The organism is Pseudomonas sp. KnCO4, assembly GCF_045344305.1.
Lineage (GTDB): Bacteria > Pseudomonadota > Gammaproteobacteria > Pseudomonadales > Pseudomonadaceae > Aquipseudomonas > Aquipseudomonas anuradhapurensis.
In genome coordinates, this window is sequence record NZ_CP174199.1 from 190,469 (window position 1) to 207,562 (window position 17,094).

At 64.5% G+C, this 17,094-nt stretch carries 17 protein-coding genes; 8 read left to right on the forward strand and 9 right to left on the reverse strand.

Annotated features, from left to right (window positions below; translation table 11 throughout):
• Nucleotide 1: 1 nt before the first annotated feature.
• Nucleotides 2-640 carry an FKBP-type peptidyl-prolyl cis-trans isomerase gene (locus ACJA3S_RS00825; protein ID WP_406820558.1) on the reverse strand — a complete coding sequence of 213 codons (639 nt, stop codon included), beginning with the start codon at nt 638-640 and terminating at the stop codon, nt 2-4.
• Nucleotides 641-1,026: 386 nt separating this feature from the next.
• Here ACJA3S_RS00825 and ACJA3S_RS00830 point away from each other — a divergent pair, with 386 nt between their 5' ends.
• Nucleotides 1,027-2,151, forward strand: a complete 1,125-nt coding sequence (locus ACJA3S_RS00830) for an AlgP family protein (protein ID WP_406820559.1) — start codon at nt 1,027-1,029, stop codon at nt 2,149-2,151.
• On the opposite strand, the gene ACJA3S_RS00835 is transcribed toward ACJA3S_RS00830, so the two are convergent.
• Nucleotides 2,130-2,609 (reverse strand): TIGR02444 family protein, encoded by a 480-nt coding sequence (locus tag ACJA3S_RS00835; protein WP_406820560.1) that lies wholly within the window; start codon nt 2,607-2,609, stop codon nt 2,130-2,132. The genes ACJA3S_RS00830 and ACJA3S_RS00835 overlap by 22 nt on opposite strands.
• Before the next feature lie 50 nt (nt 2,610-2,659).
• Between ACJA3S_RS00835 and abc-f the strand changes: the two genes are divergently transcribed.
• The 3 genes from abc-f to ACJA3S_RS00850 all read left to right on the forward strand — a co-directional run bounded on the left by abc-f (nt 2,660) and on the right by ACJA3S_RS00850 (nt 5,907).
• A complete protein-coding gene (abc-f, locus tag ACJA3S_RS00840; protein ID WP_200627162.1) occupies nt 2,660-4,570 on the forward strand; it encodes a ribosomal protection-like ABC-F family protein in 1,911 nt (636 codons plus the stop codon).
• A complete protein-coding gene (locus ACJA3S_RS00845; RefSeq protein ID WP_406820561.1) occupies nt 4,570-5,157 on the forward strand; it encodes a mechanosensitive ion channel domain-containing protein in 588 nt (195 codons plus the stop codon). The genes abc-f and ACJA3S_RS00845 overlap by 1 nt, the downstream gene beginning before the upstream one ends.
• 117 nt (nt 5,158-5,274) lie before the next feature.
• A complete protein-coding gene (locus tag ACJA3S_RS00850; RefSeq protein ID WP_170027755.1) occupies nt 5,275-5,907 on the forward strand; it encodes a LysE family transporter in 633 nt (210 codons plus the stop codon).
• 81 nt (nt 5,908-5,988) lie between these two features.
• Here ACJA3S_RS00850 and ACJA3S_RS00855 read toward each other — a convergent pair whose 3' ends face one another.
• Both ACJA3S_RS00855 and ACJA3S_RS00860 read right to left on the reverse strand, forming a co-directional pair.
• A complete protein-coding gene (locus ACJA3S_RS00855; protein WP_186687741.1) occupies nt 5,989-6,741 on the reverse strand; it encodes a slipin family protein in 753 nt (250 codons plus the stop codon).
• Nucleotides 6,742-6,743: 2 nt separating this feature from the next.
• On the reverse strand, nt 6,744-8,099 hold the full coding sequence (locus tag ACJA3S_RS00860; protein ID WP_406820562.1) for an NfeD family protein: 1,356 nt from the start codon (nt 8,097-8,099) through the stop codon (nt 6,744-6,746).
• 97 nt (nt 8,100-8,196) lie between these two features.
• Between ACJA3S_RS00860 and ACJA3S_RS00865 the strand changes: the two genes are divergently transcribed.
• From ACJA3S_RS00865 to ACJA3S_RS00875, 3 genes are all read left to right on the forward strand, one after another.
• Complete coding sequence (locus ACJA3S_RS00865; protein WP_170027758.1) at nt 8,197-8,655, forward strand: aminoacyl-tRNA deacylase; 459 nt, start codon at nt 8,197-8,199, stop codon at nt 8,653-8,655.
• Nucleotides 8,656-8,715: 60 nt separating this feature from the next.
• Complete coding sequence (locus tag ACJA3S_RS00870) at nt 8,716-8,958, forward strand: DUF2789 domain-containing protein (protein WP_406820563.1); 243 nt, start codon at nt 8,716-8,718, stop codon at nt 8,956-8,958.
• Between the two features lie 69 nt (nt 8,959-9,027).
• A complete protein-coding gene (locus ACJA3S_RS00875) occupies nt 9,028-9,666 on the forward strand; it encodes an NADH:ubiquinone oxidoreductase subunit N (protein ID WP_406820564.1) in 639 nt (212 codons plus the stop codon).
• 6 nt (nt 9,667-9,672) lie between these two features.
• Here the strand turns inward: ACJA3S_RS00875 and ACJA3S_RS00880 are convergent, their stop codons facing one another.
• Together ACJA3S_RS00880 and ACJA3S_RS00885 are read right to left on the reverse strand one after the other, a co-directional pair.
• Entirely contained in the window at nt 9,673-10,110 is a 438-nt protein-coding gene (locus ACJA3S_RS00880) for a CBS domain-containing protein (RefSeq protein ID WP_056806073.1), read from the reverse strand.
• 230 nt (nt 10,111-10,340) lie between these two features.
• Nucleotides 10,341-12,071 (reverse strand): dipeptidase, encoded by a 1,731-nt coding sequence (locus ACJA3S_RS00885; protein WP_406820565.1) that lies wholly within the window; start codon nt 12,069-12,071, stop codon nt 10,341-10,343.
• A gap of 271 nt (nt 12,072-12,342) precedes the next feature.
• On the opposite strand from ACJA3S_RS00885, the gene ACJA3S_RS00890 reads away from it, so the two are divergent.
• Nucleotides 12,343-13,752, forward strand: a complete 1,410-nt coding sequence (locus ACJA3S_RS00890) for a PLP-dependent aminotransferase family protein (RefSeq protein WP_406822185.1) — start codon at nt 12,343-12,345, stop codon at nt 13,750-13,752.
• Here the strand turns inward: ACJA3S_RS00890 and panB are convergent.
• From panB to ACJA3S_RS00905, 3 genes are read right to left on the reverse strand one after another with little or no spacing between them, the layout of a single operon-like run.
• The gene (gene panB / locus ACJA3S_RS00895) at nt 13,740-14,555 is read right to left on the reverse strand and encodes a 3-methyl-2-oxobutanoate hydroxymethyltransferase (RefSeq protein ID WP_406820566.1); all 816 of its coding nucleotides are present in this window, start codon (nt 14,553-14,555) and stop codon (nt 13,740-13,742) included. The genes ACJA3S_RS00890 and panB overlap by 13 nt on opposite strands.
• Before the next feature lie 47 nt (nt 14,556-14,602).
• Complete coding sequence (locus tag ACJA3S_RS00900; protein ID WP_406820567.1) at nt 14,603-15,856, reverse strand: ATP-grasp domain-containing protein; 1,254 nt, start codon at nt 15,854-15,856, stop codon at nt 14,603-14,605.
• Nucleotides 15,837-17,093 (reverse strand): methylaspartate mutase, encoded by a 1,257-nt coding sequence (locus tag ACJA3S_RS00905; RefSeq protein WP_406820568.1) that lies wholly within the window; start codon nt 17,091-17,093, stop codon nt 15,837-15,839. Before ACJA3S_RS00905 ends, ACJA3S_RS00900 begins: the two co-directional genes overlap by 20 nt.
• Between the last annotated feature and the right edge of the window lies 1 nt (nt 17,094).

Genomic DNA, 17,094 nt, shown 5'->3' on the forward strand with positions numbered 1-17,094 from the left:
ATCAGTCAGCAACCGCCAGCAGTTCGATCTCGAACACCAGGGGGGTGTAGGGTGCGATCAGGTCACCCGCACCCTCGGCGCCATAGGCTTGTGCCGATGGAATCACCAGGCGCCATTTGGCGCCGGTGCGCATCTGCGGCAACGCCACCTGCCATCCTTCGATTACCGAATCCAGGCTGAACCACTGGGCCGTCTGGTTCTGATCGAATATCGAGCCGTCGGGCAGCCTGCCCACATAGCGCACCTGCACCTTGCCGCCGGCTTTGGGCTGCGCGCCCGTGCCTGCCTGCAGCTCGCTGTAGAGCAGGCCCCCGGGGAGTTCATGTACGCCATAACGACCGCGCTCGTTGGCCATGAAGCGTGTCTCGGCAGCCTGCTGTTTCTGCACGGCGGCATCGTCTTCCTGCGCTTCATGTTGCTGCAGCACGGCCTGCATGCGTGCCTTGTCGAGCTTCAGTGGTTGCCCTTGGTAAGACGCACGCAGGCCTTCGACCAATGTGTCCAGTTGCAGGCCCGGCATCTCCTGGCGCAGCCGCTCGCCCAGGCTGGCGCCAAGGCTGTAGGCCAGGTCGTGTTCGTCGCTGTTGGCCAGGGCGAGCGGGGCCAGCAGGCATAAACCTAAAACCAGATATCGAGGCATGATCAGTTCCTGCGCCAATGAGCGGGGAATTATGCCAGTGTTCAGTTTGGTATTGTGCGTGCTTGCAGGCCTTTGTTTTGTAGGAGCGGCCTTGTGTCGCGATGGGGTGCGAAGCAGCCCCGGCATTATCAACCCGATGCACAAATCCTGGGGCTGCTTCGCACCCCATCGCGACACAAGGCCGCTCCTACAAGGGCACCGCGCAGTTCAGATAGTTGCCGAATATCTGCAATCATTTATTCAGCAACTACACTTGCTCGGAGCTGCAAGATAACAACTTTGCCCAGGCATGCAACGCGGCGTAAACAATACTGTCAACATGCCCTAGCGGCGGTAGCAGCAGAAGCATAGTATGAGCCGCAATCTCATCAGCCAGGAGGTAAACCATGTCGGCCAAGAAGAAGCCAGTAAGTACGCCGTTACACCTGCTCCAGCAACTTTCGGGCAGCCTGCTCGAACACTTGGAGGATGCCTGCTCGCAAGCGCTGGCTGATGCGGAAAAACTGCTGGCCAAGTTGGAAAAGCAGCGTGTCAAGGCGCAGGAAAAACTGCACGGTGGGCGTCAGAAACTGCAAGACGCAGCCAAGGCAGGTAAAGCCAAGGCGCAGGCCAAGGCACATAAAGCCATTGGTGAACTGGAAGAATTGCTCGATTCTCTCAAGGAACGTCAAAGCCAGACCCGTTCTTATATTCAACAACTCAAGCGCGATGCACAGGACAGCCTCAAGCTGGCTCAAGGTGTAGGCAAGGTTCGAGAAGCAGCAGCCAAAGCCCTTGACCAACGCGCAGCTGCCAAGCCAGCAACCAAAGCCACTGCAACTGCCAAGCCGGCGGCCAAGCCAGCAGCCAAAACCACTGCAGCTGCCAAATCGGCGGCCAAGCCAGCAGCCAAGGCCACTGCAGCTGCCAAACCGGCGGCCAAGCCAGCAGCCAAAACTACCGCAGCTGCCAAACCGGCAGCCAAGCCAGCGGCCAAAGCTACCGCAGCTGCCAAACCGGCAGCCAAGCCAGCGGCCAAAGCCACCGCAGCTGCCAAACCGGCAGCCAAGCCAGCGGCCAAAGCTACCGCAGCTGCCAAACCGGCAGCCAAGCCAGCGGCCAAAGCTACCGCAGCTGCCAAACCGGCGGCCAAGCCAGCAGCCAAGACTACTGCTGCCGCCAAACCGGCAGGCAAGCCAGCGGCCAAGTCCACTGCAACTGCCAAACCAGCGGCCAAGCCAGCAGCCAAGGCTACCGCAGCTGCCAAACCAGCGGCCAAAACCACCGCTGCTGCCAAACCTGCGCCAGCCAAGGCCACTGCTGCCAAGCCGGCCGCGAAACCCGCCGCAGCCAAAGCACCAACCCGTGCAGCGACCAAGCCTGCTGCCGCCAAGCCTGCTGCCAGCAAGCCAGCCGAAACCAAACCGGCTACACCTGCCGCCAGCAGTACGGCCGCTGTGACCAACTCGGCCACGCCTGCCGCCCCTTCGGCACCTGCCAGTACCTCGGTTCAGGCGCCGTCGGCGTCCTGAAGCGCGGTCGCCGCGACGCGCAACTGGTCCAGCGCGTCGTGGTGGCGGGCCAGGTCCGGCGCCAGCCGGGCCAGCCAGTCGCCCGCGGACACGTCAGCGTCCGTGGGCCACTGTTGTGCACACGCTTGCAAGCGTTCCAGCAAGGCCTTCTCGGCCTGCAGTTCCAGCTGCTTGAGCTGATCACGCAACGCTGCCAGCCGCGCATCGCCCTGCGCTGCCGCGCGCCACTGTTGCCGCAGGCTGCGTAACGGCGCAACCACTTCACGCTGCCAGGGCTCGGCAACCTCGCGCAATGCCTGCACGCGCTCGTCCAGCACGGCCACGCCACGTGCTTGCAGCCAGGTTGCGCACAGCAACAGGCAGACATCGCCACCCAGCGCCTGCAAGGCGAGGCAGGCCGCTTCCACGCCGGGCCTGGCGTACAGGGCCAGGGCGTGATTCCACAGGTCGGTGTGCATGGTTCCACTCGCGCTATGGGCCGAGGAAGCTGGTAGACTCCGCGACCATCATGATCAGACTATCCAACCTCACTTTACAGCGTGGTCCGCAGCGCTTGCTAGAAGGCGCCGAGATGACCCTGCACGCCGGTCACAAGGCCGGCCTGATCGGCGCCAACGGTGCCGGAAAATCCAGCCTGTTCGCCTTGCTGCGTGGTGAGCTGTCGCCCGATGCCGGCGATTGCCAACTGCCCGGGGACTGGCGCATCGCCCACATGCGTCAAGAGGTCGACACGCTCGACCGCCTGGCCGTGGATTATGTGCTCGACGGCGACGCGCGCCTGCGCAAGGTTCAGGCCGAGCTGGCTGCGGCAGAGCAGGCCCACGATGGCACCGCCCTGGCACGCCTGCACAGTGAGCTGGAAAGCGCCGACGGTTATACCGCCGATGCCCGCGCCCGCAAGTTGCTGGCCGGCCTGGGCTTCACCAACGAGCAGATGGATCGCCGCGTCGGCGATTTCTCCGGGGGCTGGCGGATGCGCCTGAACCTGGCCCAGGCGCTGATGTGCCCGTCCGACCTGCTGCTGCTCGACGAGCCCACCAACCACCTGGACCTGGACGCGATCCTGTGGCTGGAGGACTGGCTCAAGGGCTACCCAGGCACGCTGTTGCTGATCTCCCACGACCGCGACTTCCTCGATGCCGTGGTCGACCATGTGCTGCACGTCGAGCAACGCAAGCTGAACCTGTACAAGGGCGGCTACACCGCCTTCGAGCGCACCCGTGCCGAGCGCCTGGCGCAGCAGCAGCAGGCCTACGAGAAGCAGCAGGCGCAGCGCGCGCACATGGAAAAGTACATTGCCCGCTTCAAGGCCCAGGCCACCAAGGCCCGCCAGGCCCAGAGCCGAATCAAGGCCCTGGAGCGCATGGAAGAGCTGTCGGCGGCGCACGTCGATTCGCCGTTCGACTTTGTCTTCCGCGAGTCGCAAAAAATTTCCAGCCCGCTGCTGAGCCTGTCCGAAGGCCGCCTGGGCTACGGTGACAAGGCCATCCTCGACAAGGTCAAGCTGCAGCTCACCCCGGGCGCACGGATTGGCCTGCTCGGCCCCAACGGTGCCGGCAAATCGACCTTGATCAAGAACCTGGCCGGCGAGCTTGAGCCGCTGTCGGGTCGCCTGGTACGTGGCGAGAACCTGGCCGTGGGTTACTTCGCCCAGCATCAGCTGGACTCGCTGGACGACAAGGCCAGCCCGCTGCTGCACTTGCAGCGCATCGCGCCTGCCGAGCGTGAGCAGACCCTGCGCGATTTCCTCGGTGGCTTCGACTTCCATGGCGACCGTGTCGACGAGCCGGTAGTGAACTTCTCCGGTGGCGAAAAGGCCCGCCTGGCGCTGGCGCTGATTGCCTGGGAGCGGCCGAACCTGCTGCTGCTTGACGAACCGACCAACCACCTCGACCTGGAAATGCGCCTGGCTCTGACCATGGCCCTGCAGGAGTTCGCCGGTGCTGTAGTGGTGGTGTCCCACGACCGTCACCTGCTCAAGAGCACCACCGACGACTTCCTGCTGGTGGCCGACGGCAAGGTCGATACCTTCGATGGCGACCTGGACGACTACAGCCGCTGGCTCGTCGAGTACCGCCAGCGCAGTGCGCCGGCCAGCAGCACCCCGGCCAACCCGGACAAGACCGACAAGAAGGCCCAGCGCCAGGCTGCCGCAGCCTTGCGCCAGCAACTGGCTCCGCACAAGAAGGCCGCCGACAAGCTCGAGACCGAGCTCAACCAGGTGCACGCGCAGCTGGCTGAAATCGAAACCGCGCTGGGTGACGGTGGCCTCTACGACGCGGCGCGCAAGGATGAACTGCGTGAGCTGCTGGCGCGCCAGACCAAGCTCAAGCAGCGCGAGGGCGAACTGGAGGAGGCCTGGATGGAAGCACTGGAAACCCTCGAAAGCATGCAGGCCGAACTCGAGGCGCTGTCCTGATGGAGGAACTGCGTTCGCTGCTGCCAGGGCAATGGATGGACACCTTCTGGCTGGGTTTGCAGATTCTGTTGATCCTGATCGTGGCGTTCGTCCTGCAACGCATCATTGCCCGTGGGCTGAGCCGCCTGGGCCAGCGTTATCCTCTGCCGCCGGAGTTGCTGGTGCCGGTACGCGGTGGCTTGCGCTGGCTGATCATGGGCAGCGCGCTGTTGTTCGTGCTGGAGCGCCTGGGTGTATCGGCAACCGTGCTGTGGACAGCATTGTCCGGTTTCGTCGCGGTAGCGGCGGTGGCCTTCTTTGCTATCTGGAGCGTGCTCTCCAACCTGCTGTGTGCGGTGCTGATCTTCACGGTCGGGCCGTTTCGCATCGGAGACGTGGTCGAACTGGTCGACACCCTCGACAAGCCGGGCGTAAAGGGCCGGGTCATCGCCATCAACCTGCTGTTCACCACCCTGCTGGAAATGCCCGAGGCGGGAGGGGCGCTGGTGCAGGTGCCGAACAGCCAGTTTTTCCAGAAGTCGGTGCGGCGCTGGCGCGGCGCTGAGGTGCAATCGCTGCAACAAGAGACGCCGGCCGAGGCTGACTGAACCTGTACCGGCCTCTGCGCGGGTACAGCCAGTGCAAACCCTGCAAAATCTGCTGGTTATTTTTTCATCAACGCCTTAGCTTAACGTTTTGCGACAAATGTTCGAGCGAGGTGTGTGATGTCGATGGAAGTATGGCTGGGCTTCTTTGCCGCCTGTTGGGTGATCAGCCTTTCACCCGGCGCCGGGGCAATTGCCTCGATGTCCAGCGGCCTGCAATACGGTTTCTGGCGTGGCTACTGGAACGCCCTGGGCCTGCAGCTGGGCCTGATTGTGCAAATCGCCATCATCGCCGCCGGCGTCGGCGCCATCCTGGCCGCTTCGGCCACGGCGTTCCACATCATCAAATGGTTCGGTGTCGGCTACCTCGTGTACCTCGCCTACAAGCAGTGGCGCGCACTGCCGATGGACATGAGCGATGAGTCCGGCGTGCGCCCGATCGGCAAGCCACTGAGCCTGGTATTCCGCGGTTTCCTGGTCAACGTCAGCAACCCCAAGGCGCTGGTGTTCATGCTGGCGGTGCTGCCACAGTTCATCAACCCGCATGCCCCCCTGCTGCCGCAGTACGTGGCCATCACCGTGACCATGGTCGCCGTCGACATGCTGGTGATGGCCGGCTACACCGGCCTGGCTGCACGGGTACTGCGGCTGCTGCGTACGCCCAGGCAGCAGAAACGCCTGAACCGGACCTTTGCCGGGTTGTTCATTGGTGCGGCTACCTTCCTGGCGACCCTGCGCCGCGCGCCAATCTGATCGGCCCAGGGCTCCTGCAGGCGTTAAACGACCCTTGTAGGAGCGGCCTTGCGTCGCGAAAGGGGCGCAAGGCGCCCTCCGCTATTCCTGCTTGCCCACCACCCCCTTGAGCAACTCCACCGGCAGCGGAAAGACGATGGTCGAGCTTTTGTCCCCGGCGATCGCCCCCAGTGTCTGCATATAGCGCAGCTGCATCGCTCCCGGCTCCTTGCTCAGCATCTGCGCCGCCTGCATCAGCTTCTCCGATGCCTGCAACTCACCTTCTGCATGGATCACCTTGGCGCGCCGTTCGCGCTCGGCCTCGGCCTGGCGGGCAATGGCGCGCACCATCGACTCGTTGAGGTCGACGTGCTTGATCTCGACGTTGGCCACCTTGATGCCCCAGGCATCGGTCTGCGCGTCCAGCACCTGGCGAATGTCCGCGTTCAGCTGTTCGCGTTCGGCCAGCAATTCATCCAGTTCGTGCTTGCCCAGCACCGCGCGCAACGTGGTCTGCGCCAGTTGGCTGGTCGCCACCAGGAAATCCTCGACCTGGATGATCGCCTTCTGCGGGTCAAGCACGCGAAAGTAGACCACGGCATTGACCTTGACCGAGACGTTGTCGCGGGTGATCACGTCCTGCGGCGGCACATCCAGCACCACCGTGCGCAGGTCGACCCGCACCATTTGTTGCACCACCGGAATCAACAGGATCAGCCCCGGCCCCTTCACCTGCCAGAAGCGCCCCAGCTGGAACACCACGGCGCGCTCGTATTCGCGCAGGATGCGGAACGCCGACAGCAACAGCATCAGCAGCACGACCAGCACCGCGCCGAAACCCAGTTGCATGAACATGGTCACTCTCCTTGCGCCGCAGGAGCGGCGGCGCTCACTTGCAGCATGACGCCATGGCGGGCTGTCACCCGCACGCTCTGGCCTGGTTGCAGCGGCGTTGCACACTGCACCTGCCATTGTTCGCCCTGGGCCAGGACCACGCCGCAGAACGGGTTGCCGGCCATTACCGCGGTGACCGTGACCAGGCTGCCGAGCAGGCCGGCATCGCCGCTGACCAACGCCCGTCGGCGGGCCTTGAGGGCCATGCCCATCACCCCACCGATCAGCACCGCCGAGAGCAGCGCCAGGGTGCCGATCAGGGCCAGTGGAATGCCGAAGCCGGGGGCGTCGGTGTCGATCAGGATCAACGCGCCGACCACGAAAGCGACGATGCCGCCAAAGCCGACCACGCCGAAACTGGGCAAAAACGCCTCACCGATCATGAAGGCGATGCCGAGCAGGATCAGCGCCACCCCGGCAAAGCTCACCGGCAACAGTTGCAGCGCATACAAGGCCAGCAGCAGGCAGATGCCGCCAACCACGCCACCGACCGTCGAGCCTGGGTTCATGAACTCGAACAGCAGGCCGTACACGCCGACCATGATCAGGATCAGCGCCACGCTGGGGTTGGTGATTACCGCCAGTACCCGTGTACGCCAGTCCGGCAGGTGCTCGACCAGGCTGGCGCCGGCGGTCTGCAACTGGCGGGTCTGGCCCGCGACGGTGAGGGTCTGGCCATCGAGCTTGCGCAGCAGCCCGGGCAGGTCATCGGCTACGTGGTCGATCACGTTCAGCCGCAAGGCCTCGCTGGCGGACAGGCTCACTGCCTCGCGCACGGCCTTCTCCGCCCAATCGGCATTGCGCCCGCGCAGCTGCGCCAGGCCACGCATGTAGGCCGCCGCATCATTGACCTGCTTGCGCGCGAGGGTTTCGTCATCGTTGCCTTTGACCTTGTCCTCCCTGGCAGGGCCGGGTGGGCCGCCGATCTGCACTGGCGTGGCGGCCCCCAGGTTGGTTCCTGGTGCCATGGCAGCAATGTGGCTGGCGTAGAGAATGTAGGTGCCGGCGCTGGCGGCGCGGGCCCCGCTTGGGGCAACGAAGGTGGCCACCGGCACCGGGCTGGCGAGAATCGCCTTGATCATCTGGCGCATGGCGCTGTCCAGCCCGCCCGGCGTATCCATGCGGATCACCACCAATTGCGCCCCCTGTAGCTGGGCCTGGCCAAGGCTACGCACCAGGTAGTCGGCGCTGGCCGGGCCGATGGCATCATCGATGCCCAGCACCCACACTGCTCCGGGCGCGGCTTGGCCGCCCGGCGTGATGCCAAGCAGCAACAGCAGCAACAGCAGCAACAGCCAGCGCCAGCAGCGGGCAATCACCTGTCGTCACCTCGTGTGTTCTATTGCACAAGTTTAGCCCTGCCAGGCGGTACCCGGCCTAGAATTGGACATTGGGGGGCGAAACCGGAGGTGCATCATGCGTATGGCAAAGACCCTGCAGGATCGCCTGAACAAGGCCAACTGCGACTACGACATCATTCCCCATCCCCATTCGGCCACCAGCCTGGAATCGGCCCGCACGGCCGGCGTACCCGCCGAGCGGGTCGCCAAGTCGGTGGTGCTCGATGATCGTCATGGCAACTACATCATGGCCGTGTTGCCGGCCAACCGGCACCTGGACATGAGCAAGGTGCGCATGTCCGGGGCCTGGCAACTGACCCGTGAGAGCGGCCTGCCGAGCCTGTTCGGCGACTGCGAGCGCGGAGCCGTACCGGCGCTTGGCGATGCCTACCAGATAAAGATGCTGCTTGATTCGAGTCTTACCCGCCAAGGCGATGTCTACCTGGAGGCGGGTGATCACGATCATCTGATTCACATGAGCATGGAGCAATATCTGAAGCTGGTGCCGCGCGCCGAAGTGTGCGAGCTCAGTTGATGCTCTCAACCCATGCCGGGCCGGCATCGTCGACGACCGGCCCGGCGCCGAGGAGGAACCATGGACAAGCCGATTCATCCGTTGTCGGAGATTTTCAAACAGCTGGGGTTGTCTGACGATCCGGTCGAAATCAACCGTTTCATCAGCACCCATTCGCCGCTGGACGATGATGTGAAGCTGGTTGATGCGCCTTTCTGGAATGATTCACAGCGCGATTTTCTGAAAGAGAAATACATCGCGGATGACGACTGGATTCCGATGATCGACCAACTCAACGAGGCGCTGCACCCACGCAAGAAATAAAGCGCCGAGTGGTGCCTGACGAGTGATTGGCCGTTGCTATGCTCAGGAAAACAACAAGGGGATAGCGCGATGAAAGATCCCTACGCACCGGGTTTCTGGTGCTCCGTGACGATCCTGGGCACCCTGACGGCCAGTTACTTCTATGGCATCAGGCAGACACAACAGATGAACCAGGCCGTGCATTTCCTGTATGCCGCTGCCGCGGTCACCGTGGCGGTGGCCCTGGTGGCGCTGGCCTGGATCGCCTGGCAGCAACTGCACCTGAACAAACGCGAAGTGGTGCAGGGCCGAACGTTGCTGACCATCTGGAACACCAAGGTCGCGCTACGCCGCGTCGAAACGGTGTTCGATCGCTATTTCTGGGGCAGCTACTGGCATTCCGGGCGCACGTTCGAAGAAGTCATGGGCGAGCTGAAGGGCACCCCGCTGGAGCAGAGCCTGGAGGCCCTGAAACGCCAGTGCCGGGCGCTCGACCGCGAAATTCATGACCATCATCACCACTGGCTGGCCAATGCCCGCGACCTGTCCAGTGTTGCCCAGGCGATGGCCCGTGAGCGCTACCAGCTGGACCTGGGTGAGCCCACCCGCAGCGGCCATGGCAACACCGCTGTGCTCAATCGTGACCTGGAGGTGCTGGTGTACACCTGGTCGGCACGCCTGCGCAGCTTCGACCATCAACTGGACGAGCTGGAGCGTGCCTACCATTGAGGCGGATCATTCGCCGCGGATGTACTGTTCCAGTTGCAGGATCAGGTGGGCCTGTTCGGCAATGGTTTCCTTGACCAGGTCACCGATCGACAGCAGGCCGAGCAACTCGCCATTGCTGACCACCGGCAGGTGGCGCAGGTGGCGGTTGGTCATCAGGTTCATGCAGTACTCGAGGTTCTGCTTCGGCTCCACGGTCACCACCGGCGCACTCATGATCTCGCGCACCGGCGTGGCGGCGGAAGAGCGGCCCTTGAGCACCAGTTTGCGCGCATAGTCCCGTTCACTGACGATGCCCACCACCTGGTTGCCCTCGACCACGGGCAGCGCACCGACGTTTTTTTCCGCCAGCAGTTTCAGGGCGTCGAGTACCGAGTCATCCGGGCCGATGGTGTAAACGGTGTGGTGCTGGGACTTGGTCTTGAGGATTTGTTCGACGGTCTTCATACGAGCCTCTGCGGGTGGAAAGCCATGTCTCGGAGTAAATAAAGCATCCGGCACGGCGCTCTGCACGGCAATGCAGGAAACGGCATCGAGTCGATTGAAAAACGTCATGAGTGGTCGCCTGTGCTGGCCTCTTCGCGGGCGCGCCCGCTCCCACTGGTATCGCACCGACTTTGATGGTTGCGCAATTCCTGTGGGAGCGGGCGTGCCCGCGAAGAGACCGGTACAGTCACTCAGAGTTTCGGCATCTGCCCGATCCGCGCCACCATCTCGCTCACCACCTGCAAGTCCAGCATGAACTGTTCCACGGTCTTGAACTCGTTGTCGTTGTGCCCGGTGTATTTCACGTCCGGCATGGCCAGGCCGAATTGCACGCCGTTGGGCAGGTCGTGCACCGAGGTCGCCCCTGCGGAGGTACCGAACTCGTGCTTCATGCCCAGGTTCTCGGTGGCGACGTCAAGCAGCGCCTTGACCCATTCGCCTTCGGGGTTGCGGTACATCGGCTCGTCCAGGCTGTAGTCGAAAGCCACCGAGGTGTGGCTTTGCCGGGTCCACTTGCCCAGTTTGTCGGCCAGTTCGTCCTTGATCGTGGCGATTGGCTTGCCTTTGGGGATGCGCAGGTTCACGGCCAGTTTCAGGCCTTTGTCATCAACCCCGACAAAGGTCAGCGATGCCGTCAGCGGGCCCATGAACGGGTCCTTGAAGGCCACGCCGAGCTTGTTGCCCAGGTAATCCAGGCCCCAGTTGTCGGCGGCGTAGCGGGCGGCATCGGTGAAGTGGTTGTGCTTGATCGGCACCTGCTGGCCGAGGCCATTGATGAAATCAAGCATGCGCGCCACCGGGTTGACCCCGGATTCCGGTTCCGAAGAGTGGGCGGAAACGCCGGTCACCGTCAGCAGCACGTTGTTGCCATCGGGCTTGGCATCGATGCTGAAATCGCCGCCATGCTGCTTCACGTACTTGGCGCCGGCTTGCTGCAGGCGCTTGGCAAGCGCCGCCGGGTTATCGGAGACCAGTGTCGCCACGGAAGTGGTCGGGATCTGGTTGGTGGCCAGGCCGCCGGTCAGGTTGACGATCTCCGCACCCTTGCCTGTGGCCGGGCGCTTGCTGAAGCTGGCCATGATCGTGCCGTAGCCTTTCTCGGCGATGACCACCGGGTAGCCGCCATCGAGCGCCAGGTTGTAGTCGGGCGTGGGGTTGCGCTCGAAGTAATACGGGATGGCATCACCGCTGGTTTCTTCGGTGGTATCGATCAGCAGCTTGAACTGCCGGGCCAGGGGCAGGTTCTCGTCCTTGGCCACTTTCAGTGCGTACATCGCCACGACAATGCCGTTCTTGTCGTCTTCGGTGCCGCGCCCATACATGCGGTCGCCGACCAGGGTCACCTTGAACGGGTCCAGGCGCGTGCCATCGGCCAGTTTCCAGTTGTCCGGGTTGACCGGCACCACGTCGGCGTGGGCGTGGATGCCGACCACTTCCTTGCCGCTGCCCAGCGAAATCTCGTACACCCGGTTGTCGATGTTGCGGAAGGCCAGGCCGAAGCTATCGGCAAGGGCCTTGATCTTGTCGGCGATCTTGAGGAACTCGGGGTTCTCGTGCTGCGGCGTGCCTTCGACGTTGAAGGTCGGGATAGCTACCAGTTCACGCAGGGTTTCGCTGGCGGCCTTGCCGTACTTGATGCGGGTGTACAGGCCGAGCAGACGGTTGATCTCGTTCTGTTGCTCGGCTGCCAGTGGCTTGCCGGCCAGGTAGGCATCGAGCGTTGCCTCGAGGTTGTCGGCCTTGGCCAGGTCGCTGCCTTTGAGCTTGCCGATGAATTGCTTGAAGTCGCTTGGGTCGCTGCCGTCGAAGGCCTTGACGATGGCGGCCGACTGCTGCTGGGTGAGGTTGGCCTGGGCCGGTTGGGTGAAAAGACCGATGCTGGCCAGCAGCAAGGTGGTGGCGGTAAGTTTTTTCAGGTGCATGGTTGTGCGCATTCCTTCGCCAATCATTGTGTGGGTTACCCGTCCGGAAACGGGAAGACGCCCACGCTAACACCAATGACCCTTGGCACGGGAGTGCCAGAAACGCGACATGTCGCACAAACGAAAAAGCCGCTGGCAGGTTGCCGGGCCCTGTTCAGTGCTTCTGTCCCGTTTCGAACAGGGTTTACACCACACCGCCCGGGGCGTAGGGCAGCGCGCTGGATTCGCGTGTACCCTGTGCCTGCGCTTTTTCAGAAGTGACCCCGTGAGAATGGAAGCAGACAACAACATCAAGTCCCACTACACCTACCAGGCCGTATACCGGTACCTGCTCGACTGGATCGAAGCCTCACCGTCGGATGTTGAACAGCGCCTGCCGTCGTTGCGCCAGCTGGCCCAGCGCCTGAACGTGTCGGTGTCCTCTACCAAGTACGCCTATTCGCTGCTCGAGGACGAGGGCCGGGTATACGCCAAGCCCAGGCACGGTTACTTCACCCGGGCCAGCAAGGCACCGTTGCACGGCGAATGTTCACCCAGCCTGCTCGACACGGTGTTCTCCAGCGCCCGCCAACCCGGCATGCTGGCCCTGAGCAGCGACGCGCCGGCCATGCTGCTGTCGCTGGAAAAACCGCTGCTGATGATCGAGCGTGAACTGGCGCGCCAGTACCCACGCTCCCATGCGCCGCTGTACCAGCCGTTCGGCGAGCCGGAGCTGCGCGGTGTACTGGCCGACCGCTACACGCGCTCGCCACAGCGCTACTGGCATGCCGAGCATGTGTTCATCGGCTCGGACCTGCGCAGCATCCTCGAACTGTCGCTGCGCGCCCTGAGCCTGGAAGGCCAGGTAGCGCTGGTCGAGTCGCCTTGTTCCTGGGCGGTGCTGCGCCAGTTGCTGGCTGCGCGCATGACCGTCGTCGAGGTGCCGTTGCGCGCCGACGGCCGTTTCGACCTGGAGCAGTTCCGCCAGTTGCTGCATGCCCAGCCCGTGCGCCTGGCGGTGCTGTCCTCGGCCACCAACGTGCCCCAGGGCGGGTTGATGCCGGCCACGGACAAGCAGCAGATCTGTCGCTGGCTGGCCGAGCGGGAGGTGTGGCTGTTCGAAAACGATGGCTATGGCGAGTTCTGCTTCGAGGCATCGCCGGCCCGCTATCGCGACTTCGCCGACCCCAACCGTTTGCTGGTGTTTTCCACCCTCGACAAGGTCATCGGTTCCGAGGCGCCCTATGGCTACCTGCTGTGCCGGCGCCATATCGAGCAGCTGCAGCAACTGTTTCTGGAGCGCGCCTTCCGCCTCTCGCCAATACGCCAGAAGGCCATCGCCAAGCTGTACGCCTCACGCCGGGTCGACCAGCACGTGCAGTTGCTGCGCGCCATGCTGCGCGAGCGCATGCAGCACATGCAGGGCCTGCTGGAGCTCCACGGCCAGGGTTACCTGCGCTGGGGCGAGGCCCAAGGCGGGGCGAGCCTGTGGCTGGAAGCGACCCGGCCGGTAGAAATGCGCCGGGTCTTCCAGCGCCTGTTGAGCCAGCGCATCGTCATCGCGCCCGGGGAAATCTTCAGTCAGCAAGGCCTGTGGCGTAGCCACCTGAGGCTGTGTTACACGCTGGACTGGAGCAAGGACATTCCCCAGGCGCTGCAGCGCCTGGTCAAGGCGATTCAGGACGAGGCTCAGACCCCATAGCAGTGGTCAAGCGTCGGGAAGGTGCCGTCACGCACTTCGTCGCCGAAGCGTGCGCAGGCCTCGCGAATCACCCCGGCGACATCGGCGTACTGCTTGACGAACCGTGGCACGTGCTCGCCCCCCAGGCCCAGCAGGTCCTCGGTGACCAGCACCTGGCCGTCGCACGCCGGGGACGCGCCGATACCGATGGTCGGCTTGTCGCTGGCCTCGGTGATGGCCCTGGCCACCGGCTCGGCGACGCCTTCGAGCAACAGGGCGAAAGCGCCGGCTTGCAGGTTGGCGCGGGCGTCGGCCAACAGTGCCGCGCCGCCTTCCGAGCTCAGGCCCTGGGCCTTGTAGCCGCCCATGACGTTGACGAACTGCGGCATCAGGCCAATGTGCGCCATCACCGGTACTCCGCGCTCAACCAGAAATGCCACGGTGCTGGCCAGCACCTGGTTGACTTCCAGTTTCACTGCGGCGCAGCCGGTGCGGGCCAGCACCTCGGCACAGTTGCGAAATGCCTGCTCAGGGCTTTCCTGGTAGCTGCCGAACGGCATGTCGGCGATCACGCAGGCCAGGCGCGTGCTGTCGACTACCGCGCGGGTATGGGCGATGGTCTCGTCCAGGCGCATGCCCAGGGTGGAACTGCGGCCGTAGCCGACCATTGCGGTGGAGTCACCGACCAGGATGAAGTCGACCAGAGGGTCGATTACCTGGGCAATCGCGCTGGAGTATGCCGTCAGTGAGACGATCTTCTGGCGGCCCTTCATGGCCACCAGTTGCGGGACAGTCATGCGTCCGTTACGGATTTGCGTGCTCATCAGTGTCTCCTTAGTGGTGAAACGGCCCCGGTAGGTGGGGCTCCCGGTTACAGCCAGTCTTGCTCCCACGTCCGCCAGGCAAGTTGGTCCTGGCGGATGCGGTCAGGTTGCGGGTGGACCATGAACACGGCCCCCGGCGAACTGTTGAGGTCGACGGTCGGCGCCAGGGCGCGGCCGTCGCTGAAACGCCAGCGGGCGCTGTGGTACGAGGCCAGCTGGTCGAGGTGCGAGGTTACCCGGCCCAGGTCGAAGCGACCCTGGCCACGGGCGATCAGGTTGAGGGTGCAGGCCGCCTGCAGCTGGCGATAGCGCCGTGGGCGCTGCAGCAGGCGCGTAGGGGTGAGGCAGGCCTCGACGGTCAGGCTGACCTGGTCGGCGCCGGTGGCAGCCTGCAGGGCGGGCGGGTTGGCCAGGCCGGACAGGCGTGCGCCGGTTTCCAGCAAGCGTGGCCCGGCGGCGGTGAGGATGACCTCGGTGTGCGCCGGCCCCTCGGCGATGGCCAGGGCGTCGAGCACCCCCTCGACATAGCCGACCAAGGTCTCCAGGCACGGGTCGTCGGGAGCCAGCAGGTATTCGCTGTCGTAGATCTTGCGGCCATCCTTGCTCAGGGTCTTGGTGCAGCGCCAGGCATCGCTGAGCCAGTGCTGGCCCTGATGGCTGACGGTATTGATCACGTATTCGTCGCCTTCGAGGTACTCCTGCACCAACACTTCATGGTTGTCGCGCATCATCAGGTTGGTGCCGCCGAGGATGGCATTGGCGGCATCGCGGACCTGGCTGGCGTCGCGACAGATGAACACCTGGTCGGAGCCGGCGCTGTCCAGCGGCTTGACCACCACCGGCCGTGGGCCCTGGGCCTGGAACCAGGCGCAGGCCTGTTCGGCACTGCCGGTGCGCAACTGTGCTGCCACCGGCAAGCCAGCCGCGGCGACTTGCTCGGCCATCAGCGCCTTGTCGCGGCGCGCTACCGACAGCGCCGGGTCGTTGCCTGGCAGGCCAAGGGCGGCGGCCAGGCGGTCGGCCAGCTCAACGCCGAACTCGCTGCCAGTCAGCACGGCCTCGGGGTGCTGGGCTGCCAGTACCTGGCACAGTGGCTCGAAGCCGACCTCGTGCAGTTGGTAGTGCTGGGTGAACAGGGCCTGCGGGCAGCTGGCGGCGAAGGCCGCCGGCATGTCGCGTCGCGAGCTTACATGCAGCAGCGGGCGGTGCTCGGCCAGCGCGCGAGCGAGAAAGGCGCCGGTGGAGTAGGCGTCGACCAGCACCAGCGGGCGCTGGCCGGGTTCAATGCAAGGGTTGGTCATAACGGTTCACCATGTAGTGCAGCATCTGGAACAGTTGGTCGGCGCGCACGCCGTGTTCGGCGTTGCCTGCCGCGTGGCTACGCGCCAGCGGCAGGCCGCCGAGGCTGGCCCAGCGCAGCGCCCCGTGGTCATCGATCAGGGTGGTGGCGCGGCCGGGGTTGTCCGAATGCAGGCAGTAGGGGATATCCAGCAAGCCCCGGGCGAAGGCCTGCAGCAGCGCGGTGCCCAGGTCGGCGTGCAGCTCGAGCACGGCGTCGACCAGTTGCCGGGTTTCCAGCAGGATCTCTTCGTAATAGCCCTGGCTGGCCGGGTCGAGCGCCGCCGGCGCTTGCGCCGCGCTGTTGCTGGCCATGTCCAGCGCCTGGAGGTTGTCGCGCACCGAGGGGATCTGCCGGGCCTCGGCCACGGTCTTGACGATCAGCCGTTCGCAACCGGTGGCCTGGGCCAGGCGGGCGCTGTCGACGATCAAGCGGCGGGCGCCATGCTCGGTGCAGGGGAACACGCCCATGTAGGTGTACACCACCACGTGCCAGTGGATATCGCTCAGGTAGTGCGCCGCCAGCTCGCGCAAGGCGCGCAGCGCGCCCTGGTCCTGGACCATGCTGGTGCCCTGGGCGTAGCTCAGCGACACGCTGCGGATGCCGTACTGGCGGAAGAACATGGCTTCGAGCAGGCCCACCGCCAGCAGCATCGAGGGTGGACATAACTGACCCAACAGGCAGCCGCCGAAGCTCTCGATGTGGCCATGTGCGGTGCCCTCGGCCAGCGCCCGGCAGCTTTGCCCCCAGGCATCCACCGCGTGCAGCAGCGGCAGGCGGCTGTAGGGCATGCAGTAGGACACTGGGCCGCCTTCGGTGGCGTCCAGGCCGACTGCGGCCATGCGCTTGAAGATGTTCTGTGGCTGGGCCGTGCCATGGCGTACCTGGATCGGGAAGTCCGCGCCGTAGAGGCCGTCGAGAATGCCGCGCAGGGCTTCCAGCGGATGACTGACGATGGGGAAGCCGTTGAGCGGGCTGCCGTCATTGAGGCAGCGCAGGGCGCTCTGGTAATCGCCGACACGGGTGTAACTGTCGAGCGTGATGGTACCCAGGGCGCCCGGCTGGCGGGCCACCGCCTCCAGGCCAGCACGCATGCTCGGGATGTCGGCGAAGCCCATGCGCGGTTGCACCACGAGCTGCCCGCGCTCGCGGGCACGTTCGATGAACCGCTGGAAGTGGCTGGTATCGGTGCTGGCCATG

Coding starts and splice junctions, on each gene's coding strand:
- ACJA3S_RS00855 (WP_186687741.1), bottom strand. CDS start 6,741: ATGTTCATGCAACTGGGTTTCGGCGCGGTGCTGGTCGTGCTGCTGATG.
- abc-f (WP_200627162.1), top strand. CDS start 2,660: ATGATCAGACTATCCAACCTCACTTTACAGCGTGGTCCGCAGCGCTTG.
- ACJA3S_RS00825 (WP_406820558.1), bottom strand. CDS start 640: ATGCCTCGATATCTGGTTTTAGGTTTATGCCTGCTGGCCCCGCTCGCC.
- ACJA3S_RS00865 (WP_170027758.1), top strand. CDS start 8,197: ATGCGTATGGCAAAGACCCTGCAGGATCGCCTGAACAAGGCCAACTGC.
- ACJA3S_RS00850 (WP_170027755.1), top strand. CDS start 5,275: ATGTCGATGGAAGTATGGCTGGGCTTCTTTGCCGCCTGTTGGGTGATC.
- ACJA3S_RS00900 (WP_406820567.1), bottom strand. CDS start 15,856: ATGACCAACCCTTGCATTGAACCCGGCCAGCGCCCGCTGGTGCTGGTC.
- ACJA3S_RS00890 (WP_406822185.1), top strand. CDS start 12,343: ATGGAAGCAGACAACAACATCAAGTCCCACTACACCTACCAGGCCGTA.
- panB (WP_406820566.1), bottom strand. CDS start 14,555: ATGAGCACGCAAATCCGTAACGGACGCATGACTGTCCCGCAACTGGTG.
- ACJA3S_RS00830 (WP_406820559.1), top strand. CDS start 1,027: ATGTCGGCCAAGAAGAAGCCAGTAAGTACGCCGTTACACCTGCTCCAG.
- ACJA3S_RS00870 (WP_406820563.1), top strand. CDS start 8,716: ATGGACAAGCCGATTCATCCGTTGTCGGAGATTTTCAAACAGCTGGGG.
- ACJA3S_RS00905 (WP_406820568.1), bottom strand. CDS start 17,093: ATGGCCAGCACCGATACCAGCCACTTCCAGCGGTTCATCGAACGTGCC.
- ACJA3S_RS00875 (WP_406820564.1), top strand. CDS start 9,028: ATGAAAGATCCCTACGCACCGGGTTTCTGGTGCTCCGTGACGATCCTG.
- ACJA3S_RS00845 (WP_406820561.1), top strand. CDS start 4,570: ATGGAGGAACTGCGTTCGCTGCTGCCAGGGCAATGGATGGACACCTTC.
- ACJA3S_RS00885 (WP_406820565.1), bottom strand. CDS start 12,071: ATGCACCTGAAAAAACTTACCGCCACCACCTTGCTGCTGGCCAGCATC.
- ACJA3S_RS00835 (WP_406820560.1), bottom strand. CDS start 2,609: ATGCACACCGACCTGTGGAATCACGCCCTGGCCCTGTACGCCAGGCCC.
- ACJA3S_RS00880 (WP_056806073.1), bottom strand. CDS start 10,110: ATGAAGACCGTCGAACAAATCCTCAAGACCAAGTCCCAGCACCACACC.